This is a genomic window from Streptococcus sp. Marseille-P7376, assembly GCF_902460385.1.
GTDB classification, from domain to species: domain Bacteria; phylum Bacillota; class Bacilli; order Lactobacillales; family Streptococcaceae; genus Streptococcus; species Streptococcus sinensis.
Genome location: NZ_CABPTS010000030.1, coordinates 1 through 20514, shown reverse-complemented (window position 1 = coordinate 20514; position 20514 = coordinate 1). Strand labels below are relative to the sequence as shown.

At 42.1% G+C, this 20514-nt stretch carries 21 protein-coding genes and 1 pseudogene; 18 read left to right on the top strand and 4 right to left on the bottom strand.

The genetic code is table 11. The features are described 5' to 3' along the window. Positions 1 to 203: 203 nt before the first annotated feature. Positions 204 to 1436, bottom strand: coding sequence for an MFS transporter (locus tag FZ952_RS10815; protein ID WP_148881669.1), 1233 nt, complete (start codon positions 1434 to 1436; stop codon positions 204 to 206). 248 nt (positions 1437 to 1684) lie between these two features. Continuing rightward, positions 1685 to 1897: a helix-turn-helix domain-containing protein gene (locus FZ952_RS10810; protein ID WP_225902071.1), complete on the bottom strand. Its 213-nt coding sequence runs from the start codon at positions 1895 to 1897 to the stop codon at positions 1685 to 1687. A gap of 115 nt (positions 1898 to 2012) precedes the next feature. Here FZ952_RS10810 and FZ952_RS10805 point away from each other — a divergent pair, with 115 nt between their 5' ends. From FZ952_RS10805 to FZ952_RS10780, 6 genes are all read left to right on the top strand, one after another. Then, on the top strand, positions 2013 to 2546 hold the full coding sequence (locus tag FZ952_RS10805) for a DUF177 domain-containing protein (RefSeq protein WP_148881667.1): 534 nt from the start codon (positions 2013 to 2015) through the stop codon (positions 2544 to 2546). 213 nt (positions 2547 to 2759) lie between these two features. Beyond that, the gene (locus FZ952_RS10800; protein WP_037615296.1) at positions 2760 to 4223 is read left to right on the top strand and encodes a flotillin family protein; all 1464 of its coding nucleotides are present in this window, start codon (positions 2760 to 2762) and stop codon (positions 4221 to 4223) included. A gap of 163 nt (positions 4224 to 4386) precedes the next feature. Beyond that, a complete protein-coding gene (gene gndA, locus FZ952_RS10795; protein ID WP_148881666.1) occupies positions 4387 to 5811 on the top strand; it encodes an NADP-dependent phosphogluconate dehydrogenase in 1425 nt (474 codons plus the stop codon). Between the two features lie 9 nt (positions 5812 to 5820). Next, complete coding sequence (locus tag FZ952_RS10790) at positions 5821 to 6510, top strand: DNA-binding response regulator (protein ID WP_148881665.1); 690 nt, start codon at positions 5821 to 5823, stop codon at positions 6508 to 6510. A 345-nt stretch (positions 6511 to 6855) separates the two neighbouring features. Next, the gene (locus FZ952_RS10785; protein ID WP_148881664.1) at positions 6856 to 9045 is read left to right on the top strand and encodes a PTS transporter subunit IIBC; all 2190 of its coding nucleotides are present in this window, start codon (positions 6856 to 6858) and stop codon (positions 9043 to 9045) included. A gap of 17 nt (positions 9046 to 9062) precedes the next feature. Next, positions 9063 to 9878, top strand: coding sequence for an endonuclease/exonuclease/phosphatase family protein (locus tag FZ952_RS10780; protein WP_148881663.1), 816 nt, complete (start codon positions 9063 to 9065; stop codon positions 9876 to 9878). A 473-nt stretch (positions 9879 to 10351) separates the two neighbouring features. On the opposite strand, the gene FZ952_RS10770 is transcribed toward FZ952_RS10780, so the two are convergent. Next, positions 10352 to 10804 (bottom strand): winged helix-turn-helix domain-containing protein, encoded by a 453-nt coding sequence (locus FZ952_RS10770; protein ID WP_148881662.1) that lies wholly within the window; start codon positions 10802 to 10804, stop codon positions 10352 to 10354. On the opposite strand from FZ952_RS10770, the gene FZ952_RS10765 reads away from it, so the two are divergent. The 4 genes and pseudogenes from FZ952_RS10765 (at position 10781) to FZ952_RS10750 (ending at position 13241) form a co-directional block, all read left to right on the top strand. Then, entirely contained in the window at positions 10781 to 11242 is a 462-nt protein-coding gene (locus FZ952_RS10765) for an MBL fold metallo-hydrolase (RefSeq protein ID WP_148881661.1), read from the top strand. The genes FZ952_RS10770 and FZ952_RS10765 overlap by 24 nt on opposite strands. A gap of 49 nt (positions 11243 to 11291) precedes the next feature. Continuing rightward, positions 11292 to 11999: a hypothetical protein gene (locus tag FZ952_RS10760; protein WP_148881660.1), complete on the top strand. Its 708-nt coding sequence runs from the start codon at positions 11292 to 11294 to the stop codon at positions 11997 to 11999. Between the two features lie 124 nt (positions 12000 to 12123). Further along, a pseudogene (locus FZ952_RS11860) lies at positions 12124 to 12289 on the top strand (IS200/IS605 family transposase); the annotation flags it as partial. Positions 12290 to 12584: 295 nt separating this feature from the next. Beyond that, a complete protein-coding gene (locus FZ952_RS10750) occupies positions 12585 to 13241 on the top strand; it encodes a CBS domain-containing protein (RefSeq protein WP_062200525.1) in 657 nt (218 codons plus the stop codon). Positions 13242 to 13276: 35 nt separating this feature from the next. Here FZ952_RS10750 and FZ952_RS10745 read toward each other — a convergent pair whose 3' ends face one another. After that, a complete protein-coding gene (locus FZ952_RS10745; protein ID WP_062200528.1) occupies positions 13277 to 14164 on the bottom strand; it encodes a YitT family protein in 888 nt (295 codons plus the stop codon). A gap of 181 nt (positions 14165 to 14345) precedes the next feature. Here FZ952_RS10745 and tmk point away from each other — a divergent pair, with 181 nt between their 5' ends. The 8 genes from tmk to FZ952_RS10705 all read left to right on the top strand — a co-directional run bounded on the left by tmk (position 14346) and on the right by FZ952_RS10705 (position 20388). Next, positions 14346 to 14984, top strand: a complete 639-nt coding sequence (gene tmk / locus FZ952_RS10740) for a dTMP kinase (protein WP_148881659.1) — start codon at positions 14346 to 14348, stop codon at positions 14982 to 14984. Beyond that, on the top strand, positions 14981 to 15874 hold the full coding sequence (locus FZ952_RS10735) for a DNA polymerase III subunit delta' (protein WP_148881658.1): 894 nt from the start codon (positions 14981 to 14983) through the stop codon (positions 15872 to 15874). Before tmk ends, FZ952_RS10735 begins: the two co-directional genes overlap by 4 nt. 18 nt (positions 15875 to 15892) lie before the next feature. Next, complete coding sequence (gene yabA, locus FZ952_RS10730; RefSeq protein WP_037615318.1) at positions 15893 to 16210, top strand: DNA replication initiation control protein YabA; 318 nt, start codon at positions 15893 to 15895, stop codon at positions 16208 to 16210. A 2-nt stretch (positions 16211 to 16212) separates the two neighbouring features. Next, positions 16213 to 17079, top strand: a complete 867-nt coding sequence (rsmI, locus tag FZ952_RS10725; RefSeq protein WP_148881657.1) for a 16S rRNA (cytidine(1402)-2'-O)-methyltransferase — start codon at positions 16213 to 16215, stop codon at positions 17077 to 17079. A 140-nt stretch (positions 17080 to 17219) separates the two neighbouring features. Continuing rightward, positions 17220 to 18311 carry a 3-phosphoserine/phosphohydroxythreonine transaminase gene (gene serC, locus FZ952_RS10720; protein ID WP_148881656.1) on the top strand — a complete coding sequence of 364 codons (1092 nt, stop codon included), beginning with the start codon at positions 17220 to 17222 and terminating at the stop codon, positions 18309 to 18311. A gap of 12 nt (positions 18312 to 18323) precedes the next feature. Then, complete coding sequence (locus FZ952_RS10715) at positions 18324 to 19499, top strand: 3-phosphoglycerate dehydrogenase family protein (protein ID WP_148881655.1); 1176 nt, start codon at positions 18324 to 18326, stop codon at positions 19497 to 19499. Then, entirely contained in the window at positions 19496 to 20002 is a 507-nt protein-coding gene (locus FZ952_RS10710) for a methylated-DNA--[protein]-cysteine S-methyltransferase (protein WP_148881654.1), read from the top strand. The genes FZ952_RS10715 and FZ952_RS10710 overlap by 4 nt, the downstream gene beginning before the upstream one ends. Positions 20003 to 20034: 32 nt before the next feature. After that, complete coding sequence (locus FZ952_RS10705; protein ID WP_148881653.1) at positions 20035 to 20388, top strand: arsenate reductase family protein; 354 nt, start codon at positions 20035 to 20037, stop codon at positions 20386 to 20388. Positions 20389 to 20514: the final 126 nt, after the last annotated feature.

Here is a 20514-nt window from a genome sequence, read left to right as displayed (position 1 = left end):
TGTTGGTTTTGTGTACACTTTTTACACTAAACTTTAGCTCAAAAAAAGACAATTTCCTTCGTTTGACATATGGAACTCAAACTATTTTTCATCAAATACCTTGATATACTTGACAAATGGTAGAAAAGGACTCAGCCCTGTTCAGTACAGAACCAAATCCTTTCATTAATATTTTTTGTCTAACTTTTTGGGGTCAGTACATTCTACTTCTCGGTCTTTTTTTCAAAGGTCAATAGTAGAGCAAAGAAGCCGATTAGGCTAAAAATCAGCCAGGCGCCAGTTATATTCCAGAGGGCTAGGCTGGTAAAGAGCATGGTTCCGAGAGGGACAGAGAAGCTAAAAAGCAGGCTGAGAAAGCTGGAAGTTTGAGCGAGGACATCTGATGAGAGCTTGCTAAGGAGCAGGCTATTGATTTTCGGATTGACCTTTCCAGCTATATACATCATAAAGAAAATAGCTACCATGCCTAAAAATACAGGTAAACGAAAAAGATTAATCAAACCCAAAGTTAAGATAGCCAAGGTAGAGGCAAGAGCCAGATGATTGATGGAAAGTTTGCTGAAAAAGTCTTTAGGTGTCAATCCGGCAGAGACAACGCCCAGAATGAAAACAGTCTCAAAAATGAGCAGGGATTGGCTGAAAGAAAGGCCAAAAACAGGATGATCCAGTAGATCAAGATTGTAGAGAGCCATGACGGAGCCACCCAAGGCATTGAGAATCAGGATTTGAGAGAGCAATTTTAAAAAACTGCTGGCTCCTTCTTGTTCAAAGATAATTTTAGAATTTTGATACAGTTCTTTAAGCTGGGTCTTGAGGGGGAGGGGACTCTGAGAAGATTGGACCGTTTCATGAGTCAGTCTATTGCGAACGATATATAAAATGGAAGAAGAAAGGAGAAAGGCTAGAGCATTTAAGAGAGCGACCAGTGCGAAGTTTTGATTGCTGGCAGCAAGTAGCCAGACACCCAGTGCCTGCCCGATTAGATTGCAGATAAAGGTAATCATCTGGGTGAAGGAGAAAGCTTCCATGAGATTTTCCTCTGCCACATTCTTTTTTAGAATGGGCATTTGCAAACCGCTGCGATAATCACTGATTACATCGGATAGGATATTCATCAGGCAAACCAGAGAAAAAGCAAGATAGCTGATTGACTTAGTCAGGAAAGCCACCAAGATGAACAGCAAGGCTTGAAGATAGCCAAAACGAATCAGCCAAGCAGATTTATGAACAGTTTTGTCTGCCTGTATTCCCACAAAAATCGTAAAGAGAGTCGGTACGAGAATGATTAGATTGGCGGTTGCTACGGCAAATTTTGGTTGAGGCATACTGGAGGCAAAAACTACAAAAACAATGTTGTAGATGGAGGCTCCCAGTGTGTTAAAAATCCGAGAAAGGCTCAGGGCAGCATAAACCCTATTTTTAAAAAATAATTTCATAAGTGACTCCTTTTTGTTTTATCAATCTTGATTATAGCAGACAATAATCATGCTTCAAGGGGGTTTCAGTAAGTGGTAAAACTTAGTAAGCTAAGTGGTAAGAATCCCAATGCGACTTACAGCTTCCTTCTGAGCCTAGTATAAGATAAAAATAAAAAAGGAGATAAAAGTTAGATATTTTTAACAGATTTGTTTTCTCAGGAGTTTTTCAATGGCTAACTGGTAATGTTCAGCGCTGTTTTGGCAATCTAGCAGATTTTGCTCGTTTTTCCCGCCTTTGGCCTGAAAACTGAAGGCAAATTCATAATATTTTCTAAAATAGCTAGCAATTTTGAGGTAGCTATGTCGCTTTTCCCGTTTTCAAATCGGGAGAGCATTGATTTGGAATACACTTGCTTGGCTGCTTGGGATAAGGAGACGTGCCTAGCTTCTCTGAACTCTTTAAATATTTTTCCTAGCATTACCATAAACATTTCCTCCGAATATTAGTAGTATTATAACAAAAACTGATCAATCCTAGTTTTCAAGGGGGAATCATGATATAATAAAAGAGAAAATTTAAAGAACGAGGCACTTATGTTAAATATTCAAGAAATTCGGAAAAATCCTGATGGTCTGAAGTTTGAGCAGAATTTTGATTTGGCTCAGGAGTTACAAGAGCGTAACGCTGAGATTTTGGACGTAAAAAATGTTACGGCCAAAGGGAAGGCTCAGTATGAAGAAGGGCTTTACTTCCTTGATTATGAGCTGTCTTATACCATTACCCTAGCTTCCAGCCGCAGCATGGAGCCAGTTGACTTGCAGGAAGCCTATCTGGTCAATGAAATTTTTGCGGATGGTCAGCATGGAAGCTCGCAGCAGGATTTGCTAGAGGAAGATCTGGTTTTACCTATTGAGGGAGATAGAATTGATCTGGCTGAGAGTGTGGCGGACAATATTCTGCTCAATATTCCGCTAAAAATCTTGACTCCAGAAGAAGAGGCAGGCAGTGAGATGCCGACAGGAAATGATTGGCAGGTCATGACAGAAGAGGAATATCAACAAAGCCAAAAAGAGAAAAAGGAAGCGAATAGTCCTTTTGCAGGGCTGCAGGGCTTATTTGACGAGTAGGCCAGACAGGAGTCTGGTTTAACTTGCGCTTGTAAAAATATGTAAGAGAGCTAGCATTTTGGCATAGCTGAAAACAGGCATGAAATTAGCTGTTTTTGTAGATTAAGAACGAACAGTAAATATTTTGAAATCCGTTACTTATTTGATATACTGATTAAAAATATATTAGAACGATATTATGATATATTGTTCTGAAAAAGGAAGGAAGTTTTTATGGATATATTATTTATCCCAGGGTGGTTGATTATTGCAATCATTGCTGCCATCGTGCTTATTGTTCTTTTGGCTAAGGGGTATGTCAATGCTAAGCCAAATGAAGTAGTCGTTATTACTGGTCTGCGTAAGCAGCGCCATTTGCGCGGTAAGGCTGGTTTCATGATTCCTTTTGTAGAGCAACGCTCTTATCTAGATATCGAGCAGTTTTCTACCGATGTTCGTACTTCTGAGTCTGTACCGACACTTGACTTTATCAATGTTCGTGCAGATGCTGCTGTTAAGCTGAAGATTGGTACTACGGATGAAATGGTCGAGCGGGCAGCTGAGAACTTCCTCAACTGGAATACAGAGGATATTTCAAATTCTGTTCAAGATGTCCTAGAAGGAAATCTTCGTGAGGTAATCGGTCAGATGGAACTGCGCAAGATGGTTAATGACCGTCAGGAATTTGCCTCTAAAGTGCAGGATAACGTAGCGCCAGATTTGGCTAAGATGGGTCTGGAAGTCATTGCCTTTACCGTTCAGTCTTTCTCTGACGAAGGTGGTGTGATTGATAATCTCGGTATCGAGAATGTCGAAACGATCAAGAAAGACGCCCTGATTGCCAAGGCTAAGGCCGAACGTGAGCGCAAGGAAGTTGAGGCTGAGCAGGATAAGTTGGCTAACGACAAGCGCGTGGCTGCTGACTTAGAAATTGCTCAAAAGCAAAATGAACTGAAACTCAAGCAAGCTGCTCTTAAACAAGAAGCAGACATTGCTCAGGCTAAGGCTGATGCGGCTCAAGGTATCGAAGCAGAAATTCAACGTCGTGAGCAGGAACGTGTGGCTGCCGAAGCCAACATCATGAAGCAAGAAAAAGAAGCGGAAGTCAAGGAGCGGGAAGTTAAAGTTCGTGAGCAGGAATTGGATGCCAATATCCGCAAGCAAGCCGAAGCTGAAAAATATGCCCGTCAACAGGCTGCGGAAGCTCAACTGATTGAGCGTCAGCGTCAGGCTGAAGCAGAACTTTTTGAAACGCAGAAAGAAGCAGAAGCTCGCAAGGCTCAAGCCGAAGCTGAGAAATACGCTCAGTTGCAGGAAGCAGAAGCCATCGAGGCCAAAGGGCGTGCCGAGGCGGAAGCCATTCGCCTTAAGCTAGAAGCGGAAGCGCAAGGTTTGGACAAAAAAGCTGAAGCTATGAAGAAGATGCAGGAAGCTGCGATTACGGAAATGATTGTCGATAAACTGCCAGAAATTGCTCGTGCTGTAGCAGAGCCATTGACCAAGGTAGACAAGATTACCATGTATGGGGATGGCAATGCTTCTAAGATGGTCGGCGATATCATGCAGAGTATTGATCAAGTTTCTCAAGGGGCAGGCTTTGATATTCGCCAACTCCTAGCAGGAGCACTGGGCGTCAATATGACTGTCAACAAACTTAAACAAGATGAACAACCGGTCATTGAGATCGAAGATAAATAAATCAGAATCTTACTAAAATAAAGCAAACAGCTGGAAGTGGGAACTTCTGGCTGTTTGCGTATCCTTCCCCAGAAAAGCATTTCTATCAGCTAAATACTTTTCATTACCTTGTAAAAATGTTAAAATATAACAAATTAAACAACTAAGTCAAGAGGAGTAGAAAATGACTAAAGCAAACTTTGGTGTTGTTGGTATGGCTGTGATGGGGCGTAACCTCGCTCTCAATATCGAATCCCGCGGCTATACTGTTGCGATTTATAACCGTTCAGCAAACAAAACGGAAGATGTAATCGCTTGTCATCCTGAGAAGAATTTCGTACCTAGCTATGATGTGGAGTCTTTCGTTCAATCTATCGAAAAACCACGCCGTATCATGCTGATGGTTCAAGCAGGACCTGGTACAGATGCGACGATTCAGGCTTTGTTGCCTCACTTGGACAAGGGCGATATCCTGATTGACGGTGGGAACACTTTCTACAAAGACACGATTCGCCGGAATGAAGAGTTGGCCAACTCTGGCATCAATTTCATCGGTACAGGCGTTTCTGGTGGTGAAAAAGGAGCCTTAGAAGGTCCATCTATCATGCCGGGCGGTCAGAAAGAAGCTTATGAGTTAGTCGCAGATGTTCTAGAAGAAATCTCAGCTAAGGCACCTGAAGACGGTGCACCATGTGTGACCTATATCGGTCCTGACGGTGCAGGTCACTATGTGAAAATGGTCCATAACGGGATTGAATACGGAGATATGCAGCTCATCGCAGAAAGTTATGACCTCATGCAGCACTTGTTGGGGCTATCTGCAGCTGAAATGGCGGATATTTTCACTGACTGGAACCAAGGCGAGCTAGATAGCTACCTGATTGAGATTACAGCAGATATCTTGACACGAAAGGACGATGAAGGCCAAGACGGCCCAATCGTTGACTACATCCTTGATGCTGCAGGAAACAAAGGAACTGGTAAATGGACCAGTCAGTCTTCTTTGGATTTGGGTGTGCCACTGCCATTGATTACAGAATCTGTTTTTGCCCGCTATATCTCTACCTACAAAGATGAGCGCGTGGCCGCTAGCAAGGTATTGCCAAAACCTGCAGCCTTTAGCTACGATGGTGACAAGGCTGAGTTGATTGAGAAAATCCGTCAGGCTCTGTACTTCTCAAAAATCATGTCTTATGCCCAAGGGTTTGCCCAATTGCGTGTAGCATCTAAAGAAAACAACTGGGATCTGCCGTTTGGTGAAATTGCTTCTATCTGGCGTGCTGGTTGTATCATCCGTGCTCGTTTCCTGCAAAAGATTACAGATGCTTACAAGCGCGATGCAGACTTGGCTAACTTGCTCTTGGACGAATACTTCATGGACATTACAGCTAAATACCAACAAGCCGTCCGTGATGTGGTTAGCTTAGCAGTACAAGCAGGCGTACCGGTACCAACATTCTCTAGCGCTATCGCTTACTTTGACAGCTACCGAGCAGAAAATCTGCCTGCTAACCTGATTCAGGCTCAGCGCGACTACTTTGGTGCTCATACATATAACCGCAAAGACAAAGAAGGAACTTACCACTATTCTTGGTATGATGAAAAATAGGATAGGCCTATGGCAAAGCGAATTTTATTAGTAGAAAATGAAAAGAATCTTGCACGATTTGTGACTTTGGAACTGCAAAAGGAAAGTTTTCTTGTAGACATGGCTGAAACGGGTAAAGAAGGCCTAGCTTTAGCTAGAGAAGCAGATTATGATCTGCTCTTGCTCAACTATGCTCTTCAGGATATGACTGCCAGTGATTTTGCCGAACAGCTGAGCTTAATCAAGCCAGCTTCTGTTATCATTGTCCTTGCCAGTCGTGAAGAAATCAAAGAACATGCAGCTGAGATTCAGCGCTTTGCTGTGTCCTATACCATAAAACCCTTTATTATCAATGATTTGGTTGAAAGGGTATCAGGGATTTTTCGAGGTCGAGACTTTATTGACCAGCATTGTAGCAAGCTGAAAACACCGACTGCTTACCGTAACTTGCGAGTTGATTTGAAAAACCATATCGTCTATCGTGGAGAGGAAGTGATTGCCTTAACACGACGGGAATATGATCTACTAGTGACGCTGATGAGCAACCAAAAGGTCATGAGCCGAGAGCAACTTTTGGAACGTGTCTGGAAGTATGAAGGTGCTACTGAAACAAATGTCGTTGATGTCTATATTCGTTATCTGCGCAGCAAAATTGATATTCCTGAGCAAGCCAGCTACATAAAAACCGTTCGAGGTGTAGGTTATGCCATGCAGGAATAACTGAAGATACTTATTTTTAATAGCAATTAAACTGCACTCCCAAATCTAGATTTTTAGTGTCTGATTTTTGGGAGTGTTGTTTGTGTTTATAAGGAAGTTTTCGCTATGGAAGGAAAAATTCAATATAATAAATTCAGAGATAATCACCTAACTTCAATGCAATCGTTTTCTCTAAGAATAGCTAGCTTTTCTCTGCTTTTTCTTCTAAAATTTCAATTTTTTGCAAAAAATTGACAAATATTTTTTATAAAAGCCTTTACAAAATTTAAAAAAATGATATAATAGTATCGTTGAATGCAAACGATTTCACTAAGAAATGGTTTGTAAAAATATAAGGAGGTCTGGATGATGAAAGATTCATTCAAAAGCATTTTTAGCTTTGAATTTTGGCAAAAATTCGGTAAAGCTTTGATGGTGGTTGTTGCGGTTATGCCCGCAGCAGGTTTGATGATCAGTATTGGTAAGTCAATTCCGATGATCAATCCTGAACTAGGTTTTCTAGTGACTACTGGTGGCGTTTTAGAACAAATTGGTTGGGGGGTTATCGGTAACCTGCATATCCTCTTTGCTCTTGCTATTGGCGGTAGCTGGGCGAAAGATCGTGCTGGTGGTGCCTTTGCGGCAGGTCTATCCTTCATTTTGATTAACCGTATCACTGGGGTTATGTTTGGTGTATCAGGTGATATGCTGAAAGATCCAGAAGCAATGGTTAGCACTTTGTTGGGAGGAAGCATTAAGGTTTCTGACTACTTTATCAGTGTCCTTGAGTCTCCTGCTTTGAACATGGGGGTTTTCGTCGGAATCATCGCTGGTTTTGTTGGAGCAACAGCTTACAACAAATACTACAACTTCCGTAAATTGCCAGATGCTTTGTCATTCTTCAATGGTAAGCGTTTTGTACCGTTCGTTGTTATTTTGCGCTCAGCAATCGTAGCAATTGTTTTGTCATTTGTATGGCCAGTTGTTCAAACAGGTATCAACAACTTTGGTATTTGGATTGCGAATTCACAAGATACAGCTCCAATCTTGGCACCGTTCTTGTACGGTACTTTGGAACGTCTCTTGCTTCCATTTGGTTTGCACCACATGCTGACTATCCCAATGAACTACACACAGCTTGGGGGAACTTATGAAGTACTGACTGGTGCTGCTAAAGGAACTCAAGTATTTGGACAAGATCCACTTTGGTTGGCTTGGGTAAATGACTTGGTTGGTACAAAAACAGCTAATCCGTCTACTTACCAGCACTTACTTGATACTGTTCATCCAGCTCGTTTCAAAGTTGGACAGATGATTGGTTCATTTGGTATCCTTATGGGGGTAGTAGCAGCTATTTACCGCAATGTTGATGCTGATAAGAAACACCAATACAAAGGGATGATGATCGCTACTGCTTTGGCAACCTTCTTGACAGGTGTTACTGAGCCAATCGAGTACATGTTCATGTTCGTGGCAACTCCACTTTACTTGATTTACTCATTTGTACAAGGTGCTGCCTTTGCTATGGCTGACATTGTAAACCTTCGTGTACACTCATTCGGTTCTATCGAATTCTTGACTCGTACTCCAATGGCGATCAACGCTGGCTTGGGTATGGATATTATTAACTTTATTTGGGTAAGTGTCCTCTTTGCTGTAATTATGTACTTCATCGCTAACTTCATGATCAAGAAGTTCAACTACGCAACTCCAGGACGTAATGGTAACTATGAAACAGCTGAAGGTTCAGACGCTGGTTCTTCAGCTCAAGGCGGTGAAAAAGTAGCAGCATCTTCTCAAGTAGTGAACATCATTAACTTGCTGGGTGGTCGTGCTAATATCGTTGATGTAGACGCATGTATGACTCGTCTGCGTGTGACTGTCAAAGATGCAGAAAAAGTCGGAACAGAAGAACAGTGGAAAGCTGAAGGCGCTATGGGCTTGGTTATGAAAGGTCAAGGCGTCCAAGCAATCTACGGACCAAAAGCTGATGTTCTTAAATCTGATATTCAAGACTTGTTGGATTCAGGAGAAGTGATTCCTGAAACTTTGCCAAGTCAAAAAGCTGAGTCTGCAGCTGCAGCAGTTAGCTATAAAGGTGTGACAGAAGCAATCGAAACAGTTGCTGAAGGTGAAGTTATCAAGTTGGAAGATGTGAAAGATCCAGTTTTCTCACAAAAAATGATGGGTGATGGATTTGCAGTTGAACCAGCAAATGGCAAAATCTACTCTCCAGTGGCTGGTAAAGTGACAAGCGTCTTCCCTACAAAACACGCTCTTGGTCTCTTGACTGAAGCTGGTCTTGAAGTGCTTGTTCATATCGGTCTTGATACTGTTAGCCTTGAAGGCAAACCATTTGAAGTACATGTAGCAGAAGGACAAACAGTTGCTGCAGGTGATCTTTTGGTAACAGCAGATTTGGCAGCTATTAAAGAAGCAGGTCGTGAAACATCAACTGTCGTTGTCTTCACAAATGCTCCAGCAATCAAATCAGTTGTAGTTGAAAAATTCGGCAAAGTCGCTGCTAAGACAGTTGTGGCTAAAGTAGAATTGTAAGATAGAAAAGAGAAATCATGGCAAAATTCCTGACTTTAAATACTCATAGTTGGATGGAAGAAGAGCAAGAAAGCAAGCTAAATCAGCTAGCTGAGCGTATTCTCCAAGAAAAATATGATGTCATTTGCCTGCAGGAAGTCAATCAATTAGTGGAGTCTGAACAGGTTGTTCAGGCTCCCTTCTATTATGCGGTAGATGGCGCTATTCCGATTCACCAGGACCACTATGCCTTGCGTCTGGTTGAGAAACTAGCTGAGGCAGGTCTGGACTATTACTGGTCTTGGGCTTATAATCATATTGGGTTTGATATTTACAATGAAGGGGTCGCAATTCTGTCAAGAAAGCCCTTAACGGCAAGAGAGCTCTTGGTGTCTGATGTCAATGATCCAACTGACTATCATACGCGCAAAGTCTTGCTGGCAGAAACGGAGCTTGAAGGACAGTCCATCACGGTCGCTTCCTGTCACTTATCTTGGTGGGATAAAGGTTTCCAAGGAGAATGGGCTAAATTTGAATCAGAGCTTTTGCAAGTTCAGACTCCGCTGGTTCTCATGGGAGATTTTAACAATCCTGTCGGTTATGAAGGCTATCAGCACATTCTAAAAAGTCCGCTTGCTTTGCAAGATAGTCATGCAGTTGCTAACACAGTCGTTGGTAAAGCAACAGTTGAAGGTGATATTGCTGGCTGGGCAGGAAACAAAGATGCTCTAAAAATTGATTATATTTTTACAAGTAAAGATTTTAACATTGAGAAATCAGCTGTTGTCTTTGATGGCCAACGTGGACCAGTCGTTAGTGATCACTTTGGCTTGGAAGCTGACATAGAGTTTTAAGTAATAAAAAGGCAGTTTGTAGTAAACTGTCTTTTTATTATGATGTGTAATTCAGATAAATTGATAATTCTACTCTTCGAAAATCAGAATCATACATTGCTGGTTTCGACTTGTATGATTTTTATTTAGTATCAGCACGAATACTTTATATACCTAGGAAAAACAGCGACGTGAGCCGGGGTACTTAGAGTAAAAAAACGGGTGGCTAAAAGCAGGAAAATCTCCTTAGATGAACTAAAAGCATTCGTAGGATCCCATCCCGACTCCTTTTTAAGGGAAATTGCAGCACATTTTTCTTGCAATATTCCCTCTGTTTGGGGCTGCCCTCAAGCAAGTGAATATCACTTCCTAAATTCACGAACATAGTGAAGTGACTCGGAGCCAACGGACGAATCTCCTCCAGTGTCCAACATTTTACAAGCTTATTGATCCCCCAAAAACTAGCTTCATCTTGTTACATCATACGGACTTTCTTAAAAAGGTGACTGAGTTTGAAACGCTTTCTTGTCTTCCTGAAAGTAGATTTTATTTTTAGACGCAACAATGGTTTGTGCGTCTGCTTTCTTTGAATGTTCTGGACATGGAGTAACCTTACGCCAGCCGTGACGAGCTAGAAGATAATATAAGCTCTCACATGTCGTAGCTTTCCCAACGAGTTTCTGATAAGAATGGTAGAGATGCTCAATTGTCACATGCTCTCCCTTAAGTTCTTTCTTTAGAAAATCCTGCTTTTCTAATAAACTTAATAAAAATGAGAATGGCACTTTGCTTATTTTTATATATATAATCAAATTTGAATTTTTATGATTTACTGTTGTAAGTTTGAACAAAATAATGATAAAATATTTAATAGTAAATCTGTTTTTATATTTCTTTAGAAGGGGATTAGGGAGAAAATTAAGATGAAAATGATTAGAATATTTCATCCGGTTGGACAAGGTGCTTTTTACAGTGAACATTTTGAGTTTGGCAGGAAAAAAATAAATGTCGTATATGATTGTGGTTCATCTACAGATGTTAATTACGTAAAAAGAGAAGTAAAAAATATTTTTGAAAAAGGAGAGAAAATTCATGCATTGTTTATTTCGCATTTAGATGAAGATCATATTAATGGGGTACCGTTTTTATTGAAACATTGTGATATTGAAAATATATTTTTTCCATTAATTTCTTCTGAAAATAAGTACTTGTTAAAAATGTGGATGGAAGTAAAAGGGATACGAGGTTTTGCTTGGGACTTTCTTGAAAATCCTTATGAAGCAATAGGTAATTTGAAATTAAATGAAAAGGAGAGACCAAGATTAATAGGAGTAGCCGAATTTCCAGACGTGACAGAAGAGAGAGAGCTTAGAGCCAGTTTCTAATAGAAACCAAATAAAATCAGGTGAAAATGTTTGGGGTGAAATTAATAATTTGTTTACGACACGATACTGGTTATATATACCTTTTAATTTTAAACAAGAAGAAAGAATAAAAAAACTGAAAGATTCACTAGAAGAAGCTTTTGGAGAGCCTGTGTCTTTGAGTGACTTAGATAAACTTTGGAGAGAGTCTGAGAGTAATAGAAAAAAGATAAAAGAAGCATACAGAAGAGTTCCAGGTTCATTTAATACAAATTCTATGACCCTTTTTTCGGGTGTAGAAAAAGGGGTTGAAGCAGAAACTATGTCTCCATTCTTTGAAAGCTGGTTTCAAAACTACTATGAAGGTTTTCGAAATCATTATAGGTTTTTTAGTAAGTTATATATAGATGATGATAGCTATTTTCGGTTTCATCATAGATATTATAAAGATATATTAGGAGCAAAAGAAGGCGGATGCTTATATTTAGGAGACTATGATGCTTCCGGAAATGAAAGGTTTAATCAACTAAAAGTAGCATATGACGAGTTGTGGTACAAGATTGGGTGTATTCAAATACCACATCATGGATCTCATTATAATTTCAATAGTAAATTAGTTGATAATAATAGCTTTTATTTTATTTCAGCAGGTAGTAAAAATCCTTATTGCCATCCACATTCGAACGTTATTACTGAAATTCTATTGGAGGAGCATCATCCGCTAGTAATAACTGAAAATCCTGAAAGTAGAGTTTATATTGAAGTTACCTATTTTTAATTACCGAAAAACTTTTTAGTTGATTTTAATTAAAGAATTTATAATTGCTTTCATAAAGCTAAAAACATATTTCCTGTATGATTTTTTACATGTAAGAGGTTTGATTGCAAAAGTGTAATGCTATCGAAAGTTTTGGGCGAGAGAATATTATGGGAGTACCGTTGGCCTAAACGAAAAGACAGTTGCAAGATATATTCGCGAACAGGAGAAAAAATGACATTTCTCTTGATGAGTTGATCGTCAGAGAGTATGAGTGTCCGTTCTCAGATGGTGGTTCTAGAACAGAGTAAAATCTCATTGTCACGGCTATTATTTAAGTAATCATAGCACTATCCTGAACGAAGTTTAGCGAATATCTTTAGACATCGCTGGGGGGAAACGGTTTATAGTTGATGTACAAGCCACCCGTTTTCACGGGTGGTTATGACTATGTTAGAAAGATTATGTTCATCTTCAACTAAATTCTTGAATGATTTTTCTAAATTTTGAAAATTTAAGCAAGGATATTGAAAGCGTTTGAAATCATTGAGAAAATACAGTATAATAAAATCAAAATAAGATAAGAAAATGCTGAGGAGGCTTCTCATGGCAGTAAAAGATTTTATGACACGCAAGGTCGTATACATTAGTCCAGACACAACGATTGCGCATGCAGCGGATATTATGCGCGACCAAAAACTGCACCGTCTGCCCGTTATTGAAAATGACAAGCTGGTAGGTCTTGTGACAGAAGGAACGATTGCAGAAGCAAGTCCATCGAAGGCGACAAGCTTATCCATCTATGAAATGAATTATCTTCTGAATAAAACTAAGGTAAAAGATGTGATGATTCACGATGTAGTTACTGTTTCCAAATATGCCAGTCTGGAAGATGCGACCTATTTGATGCTGAAAAATAAAATTGGGATTTTACCGGTTGTTGACAATGAACAGGTCTACGGCGTGATCACAGATCGTGATATTTTTAAGGCCTTCCTTGAGGTTTCTGGCTACGGAGAAGAGGGCGTCCGCATGCGCTTTGTCACGGAAGACAAGGTCGGTGTGCTGGCTAAAATCGTCACATTGATTGTCGAAGAAAATCTGAATATTTCTAATACAGTCAATATCCCAAGAAAAGATGGAAAAATTGTGATTGAAGTACAGATTGATGGAAACCTTGATATGACTGCTTTAAAAGCTAAGTTTGAAGAGCACGGAATTGAAGTGGCAGAAATTACTCGCACTAGTGCTAAAGTTTTATAAGAACAAAAGAAAAACCTCAATATAGAGGTTTTTCTTTATCGTACGATAGGTTGCTTGTTAGCATCTAGGGTAAATCCTTCTCCTAATATTTCATGGGCTTCATTGATGGTCGTGAAGGCAAATGGATCTACGCTATTGATGATTTTCTTCATCTGCTGCATTTCATTACGAGAGACGACACAGTAAACGATTTGTAGATCCTGCTGGCTATAAAAACCTTGTCCCTTCAGATATGTTACCCCGCGATTCAGCTTTTCATTGATAGCTTCGGCTAGCTCGGTTGGCTTGCTGGTAACGATGAGGAAGCCTTTACCCGCAAAGCCGCCTTCTGCAATCAGGTCAATGACGCGGGAAGTGATGAAGACAAACATCAGGGTATAAGACACCATGCGCAGATCTTTAAAGACCAGAAGAACCAAGGAAATCACCACAAAGTCAACAGTCAGCATAAGTCGGCCCATGGAAATACTGGTATATTTATTGAAAATGCGGGCTACAATATCGGTGCCGCCAGTGGTTCCACCTGCATTGAAGATAGTGCCCAGCCCAATTCCCATCACAATCCCTGTTCCCAAGCAGGCCAGCAAGACATCGCCATCCAGAGCTGAAAAGAAGTACTCTTGTAGATGCTTGGAGGCTGGTAGGATTTCAAAAATCTTGAGCCAAGCGGACACAGAAAAAGTACCTAGAATGCTGAGATAGAGAGTTCGAGAGCCCAGTAGTTTCCAAGCAATAATAAAGAGCGGAATATTGATAATCAGATTAGTGGTCGAGACGGGTATTTTAAACAGATAGTAGGTAATCAAGGTCAGACCCGTTGCTCCGCCCTCATACAAATGAAAAGGAATGACCAAATAATGAATCGCAAAAGAAAAAATTCCAGCCCCCAGAATGATGGCCAGTATATTTTTGAATTTAAACATCATATTCTCCTAAGAATTTTCTGACTCTATTTTATCAAAAGTTTTCATTTTATGAAAATAATATGAAATATTTTTCGAAAAATTCTTCTATGGGCTTTTGAGATAATTTTTGGTACAATAAAAGATAGATTATAATAAAGTTTCTGCCGTTAGTTAGCAGAAGAGATGTAAAAGGGAAACGATGAAAAAAGGTATTTTTATATCGCTGGAAGGTCCAGAAGGTGCTGGGAAGACCAGTGTTTTAGAGGCGCTGATTCCTCAGCTGAAAGAGATGGGGTGTCAGATAGTGACGACCAGAGAGCCTGGTGGTGTGGCCATTTCTGAAAAGATTCGCGATGTGATCTTGGATAGGGGGCATACGGCCATGGATGCGAAAACGGAGTTGCTGCTTTATATTGCCAGCCGGCGCCAGCATCTGGCAGAGAAGGTTCTGCCTGCTTTGGAGAAAGGGATCTGGGTCCTGCAGGATCGTTTTATTGACAGCTCGGTAGCCTATCAGGGCTATGGACGGGGCTTGGCAGTTGAAGAGGTGGAATGGCTCAACCGATTTGCTACAGATGGACTCAAGCCAGATTTGACACTTTATTTCGATATTGATGTCAAGGAGGGGCTAGCACGCATTGCTAGAAATAAGGATCGCGAGGTCAATCGTTTGGACCTAGAAGGTCTGGATCTGCATGAGCGCGTGCGTCAAGGCTATCTTACTATTTTAGAAAAGGAACCAGAACGTGTCATTAAGATAGATGCCAGTCAGTCGCTGGATCAGGTGGTGGCTGATAGTCTGGAGGCTATCAGAGAACGTTTTGCAGAGGAGAAATGACAGTAGAAGATTTACGCCAAGCCCAGCCCAAGCTTACAGAGATTTTTCAGCATATTTTGGAAACTGGACGACTCAACCATGCCTATTTGTTTTCGGGGAATTTTTCCAGCTTTGCGATGGCCTTGACCCTGTCCCAGAGTCTCTTTTGTGAGAATAGGCAGGGGGTCTGGCCTTGTGGTAGCTGTCGCTCCTGTCGGCTGATTGAAGCTGAGGATTTTTCGGATGTGACAGTTGTGAGGCCGGTGAATGGCATTATCAAAACGGAGCGAATTCGTGAGCTGGTGAGAAATTTTTCCCAGAGTGGAGTGGAAGGGAACAGGCAGGTCTTTATCATCTGCGATGCGGATAAAATGCACCTTAATGCCGCCAATTCCCTTCTCAAAGTGATTGAAGAACCCCAGAGTGAGATTTACATTCTTCTCCTGACAGCGGATGAGCATCTGATCCTGCCTACCATCAAGAGTCGAACTCAGATTTTTCACTTTCGGAAGAATCAGGCTGCCCTCCAGCACCAGCTGGAAGAGGCTGGCTTAATCAAAAGTCAGGCTGAACTCTTGGCTGCTTATAGCCAGACTCAGGAAGAAGCCGAGCAGCTTATCTCTAATAAGCTTTTCTTTGATTTAGTCAGTGAGAGTCAGCGCTTTGTCAAGGCTGTGCTGACCAATGAGAATCTGGCTTACCTACAGGTGGCTAAGCTGGCTAAATTGGCTGAGGACAAGGACAAGCAGGAGCAGATATTGAAAATATTGGAAGTTTTGCTTGCCAAGGAAATTGGAAGCGAGTCAGGTCGCAGCAAACTGGAAGACTTACTGCAAGCCAAAAAAATGTGGCGGGCTAATGTATCCTTCCAAAACGCTCTGGAATATATGGTTTTAAAAGATGGTGCTTAAGCAGGATAGGAGCAGACAATGAATAAAAAAGAATTATTTGATGCTTTGGATGATTTTTCTCAGACGCTTTTGCTGACTCTTGCTGAAGTGGAGGCAATTAAGAAGAATCTCAAGAGTGTCGTAGAAGAAAATATCGCTCTCCAACTGGAAAATGACAAGTTGAGAGACCGTCTTGGTGAAGTAGAGCAAGCGACACCAGTCAAGAGCAATAAAAATCGGGATAATCTCCGCAAACTTTATTACGATGGTTTTCATGTATGTACGGATTTTTATGGTCAGCGCCGAGAAAACGATGCGGAGTGCATGTTCTGCGACGAGTTGTTATTCAGGGAGTAGAAATGCAGATTCAAAAGAGTTTTAAGGGACAGTCGCCTTACGGTAAGCTGTATTTGGTGGCGACTCCCATTGGGAATATGGATGACATGAGCGTTCGCATGGTCAATACTCTCAAGGAAGTGGATGTTATTGCGGCCGAAGACACCAGAAATACCGGTCTTCTGCTCAAACACTTTGGAATTGAGACTTGGCAGATCAGCTTTCATGAGCACAATGCTCAGGAAAAGATACCGGTCTTGTTGGACTTGCTCAAGTCTGGGCAAAATCTGGCTCAGGTATCGGATGCTGGCTTGCCCAGTATTTCAGATCCAGGACATGATTTGGTTAAGGTGGCTATTGCTGAGGACATTGCTGTGGTGACGGTTCCTGGGCCAAGTGCAGGGATTTCAGCTCTGATTGCCAGTGGTTTAGCGCCCCAGCCTCATATTTTTTATGGTTTCTTGCCTCGCAAGGCTGGCCAGCAGAAGGAGTTTTTCCAGAGTAAAAAGTCTTATCCAGAGACACAGATCTTTTACGAATCTCCCCACAGGGTCAAGGCTACGCTGGAAAATATGCTGGAAGTCTATGGCGACCGCTCAGTGGTCTTGGTTCGGGAATTAACCAAAATCTATGAAGAATACCAAAGAGGAAGTATTTCTGAGTTGATAGACTATCTGTCAGAGAATGCACTCAAGGGCGAGTGCCTCCTGATTGTGGCTGGTGCAAGCTTGGAGAAGGAAGACAAAGCGGATGCGGAGCTATTGGCTGAAATTGACAGCTTGGTCCAATCCGGTAGCAAGAAAAATCAGGCTATCAAGGAAGTGGCCAAAAAATACGGGCGCAATAAGAGTCAGCTCTATGCCCTTTATCATGAAGAAGACAGAAACTAGTCCTATCCGGCTAGTTTTTTTTGCTAAAAATCCTCCTTTTGTTCGGAAATTCTCCTCAAGTAGGAATTTTTTTGGAAGTGTTATAGAAATTTTCTGAATATTGTGATATGATAGACAAAATACATTTTTGGAGGTAGGATATGACCATTTACAATTTCTCTGCTGGACCAGCAGTATTGCCTAAAGAAGTGCTGAAAAAGGCCCAATCTGAGTTCTTAGACTATGCGGGTAGCGGCATGAGCGTGATGGAGCTATCCCACCGATCCAAGGAGTTTGATGACATTATCAAAGAAGCGGAGAGCTTGCTGCGTGAGCTCATGGCTATTCCGGATAATTACCGCGTACTCTTCCTGCAGGGAGGGGCCTCTACTCAGTTTTCTATGATTCCGCTCAATCTCGCCAAGGGGGGGAAGGTTTACTATTTAGTGGCTGGTTCTTGGGGCAAGAAGGCCTACACAGAGGCTGTCAAGCTGGCTAAGACCCTGCCTTTTGAGCCCATTCTCTTGGCTTCATCTGAGGATTCGACTTATGCGGAAATTCCAGTTTTTGATCCAGCGGACATCGATCCTAAAGCGGCTTATGTGCATCTGACAACCAATAATACTATCGAAGGAACGGCTATCTACGACCTGCCGGCGACCAATGGCGTGCCGATTGTGGCGGACATGTCTTCTAATATCCTAGCTGCTCAGTACCGAGTAGAGGATTTCGGGTTGATTTATGCTGGGGCTCAGAAGAATATTGGACCTGCTGGTGTAACGGTGGTCATCATTCGTGAGGATCTGCTCAATGATGAGCCCATTCTGTCTAGTATGCTGGACTACCGCATTCAGGCGGACAATGGTTCTCTCTACAATACACCGCCGACCTTTGCCATCTATATTGCCAAGCTGGTCTTTGAATGGGTCAAGGAGCTGGGGGGCGTAGCAAAAATGGAAAAGCGCAATCGCGAAAAATCAGGTCTGCTATACGAATTCATTGAGCAGTCAGACTTTTATCGCAGTCCAGTCCGTTACAAGGAGCAACGCTCAGTAGCCAATATTCCTTTCGTATCTCCAAGTCCAGAGCTGGATGCCAAGTTTAACAAGGAGGCCGCAGCAGAGGGATTCAAGAATATCAAGGGGCACCGCAGCGTGGGCGGCATGAGAGCCAGTCTTTACAATGCCTTTCCGCTCCAAGGAGTCAAGGACTTGATCGCCTTTATGCAGAAATTTGAAGAAGAAAATTCTTAAGAGAGGGAAACTATGGTCTTTAGTGTCAAAACATTTAACAATATCAATCAAATTGGACTCAAGGAGCTGGGTAACGCTTTTCAGATTGATGGAGACAAGTCTGACAATCCAGATGCTTATATCCTGCGCAGTCAAAACTTGCATGGACAGGATTTTCCAAGTAATCTAAAAGCCATTGCGCGGGCAGGTGCAGGAACCAATAATATTCCTGTTGCCCAAGCAACAGCTCAGGGAATCGTGGTTTTCAACACACCTGGAGCCAATGCCAATGCGGTGAAAGAAGCTGTCTTGGCTTCCGTCCTCCTGTCTGCTCGTGATTATATTGCAGCAAACAGCTGGGTCAATGGTCTCTCCGGAGACGATGTTCCTAAGCAAGTGGAGGCTGGCAAAAAGCAGTTTGCGGGTACCGAAATTGCCAATAAAACTCTGGGTGTCATCGGTCTGGGTGCTATTGGTGGGCGCATTGCCAATGATGCCTACCGTCTGGGAATGAATGTCCTGGGCTATGACCCTTATGTATCCATTGAAACGGCTTGGAATATCTCTAGCCATGTCAAGCGGGTAGCGGATATCAAGGAAATCTTTGAGAAGAGCGATTATATCACTATCCACGTTCCCCTGACTGAGGATACTCGTGCGACCTTTAATCAAGCGGCTTTTGAAGTCATGCAAAAAGGTACCACAATTATCAACTTCGCTCGGGGTGAGTTGGTGGACAATGCAGCCCTCTTTGATGCCTTAGAAGCTGGTGTAGTCAAGCGCTATATCACAGACTTCGGCGTGGAGGAATTGCTCAACCATCCTCAGATTACTGTCTTTCCGCATCTGGGCGGTTCGACCGAAGAAGCCGAGCTCAACTGTGCCATCATGGCTGGCAAAACTATTCGTCGCTTCATGAAAACGGGCGAGATTATCAACTCGGTGAATTTCCCTAATGTCCGTCAGGCGCTCTCAGCTCCTTACCGAATTACTTTGATTAACAAAAATGTGCCGAATATTGTGGCTCGGATTTCAACAGCAGTCAGTGATTTGAATATCAATATTGATAATATCATCAACCGTTCTAAAGGCGACTATGCCTATACTCTGCTGGATCTGGATGAGTCGGACGAAAGCAAGATTCAGGACTTGGTTGACAAGTTTGAGAATAGCGACAATATCGTGCGCGTGCGCTTGATTAAGAAATGACCTATTATAAGAAAATTTACAAAAGTCCCTTGGGAGACCTTTCCTTAGTTGCCGATGAGTCTGGACTTGTCGGCACTTGGTTTTTAGGGCAGAAATATTTTGAGCGAGGTCTGTCAGAAGTTCCTATTTTTGGCAACCATCCTTTTTTGGACTTGGCCAGCGACTTTTTGGATGCCTATTTTTCCGGTCAGCAGCCCGATCCAGCTGCCCTTCCCTTGTCTGCCCAAGGGACGGACTTTCAGCAGCGAGTTTGGGCCTATCTCCAGACCATTCCCTATGGTCAAACGGTGACTTATGGTCAGCTTGCTCAGGAGCTGAAGGTCAAATCTGCCCAAGCTGTGGGCGGGGCTGTGGGTCGTAATCCCTTGTCTATCCTAGTCCCCTGCCACCGAGTTTTGGGAAGTCAGGGGCAGTTGACAGGTTATGCGGGTGGTCTCGATAAGAAAATTTGGCTTTTGGAGCATGAAGGTGTCCGGCTTGACAGAAGCGCAAAAGTCCTCTAAGCTAGAAGAAACAAAAAGAAGAGGAGCAATCTATGTTGCAATTTATTGAATATCCTAAATGTTCTACTTGCCGTAAGGCCAAGGCTGAGTTGACTCAGTTGGGGCTGGACTTTGAAGCGGTGGATATTGTCAAGGAAACGCCCAGTCAGAAAGAGCTTTTGCAATGGATGACCAATTCTGATTTGGAAATCAAGTCTTTCTTTAACACCAGTGGTATTAAGTACCGAGAATTGGGGCTCAAGGACAAGGTGTCTCAGTTTTCTGCGGAAGAGGCAGCAGAACTTTTGTCTACAGACGGCATGCTGATTAAGCGCCCACTCTTGGTTCGAGACAATCAGATCTTGCAAGTTGGCTACCGCAAGCAATATGCGGAATTGAAATTGTAGGCTCTTTGTCAACTGTAGTGGGTTAACGAAAAGTCATACTCTGGAGAGGACAACATTTGTTCTCTCCTTTTTGATATTCAAAGTGATGAGAATTCTAGTTCTAAAGTTGTCAAAGTTCCGAAAGCC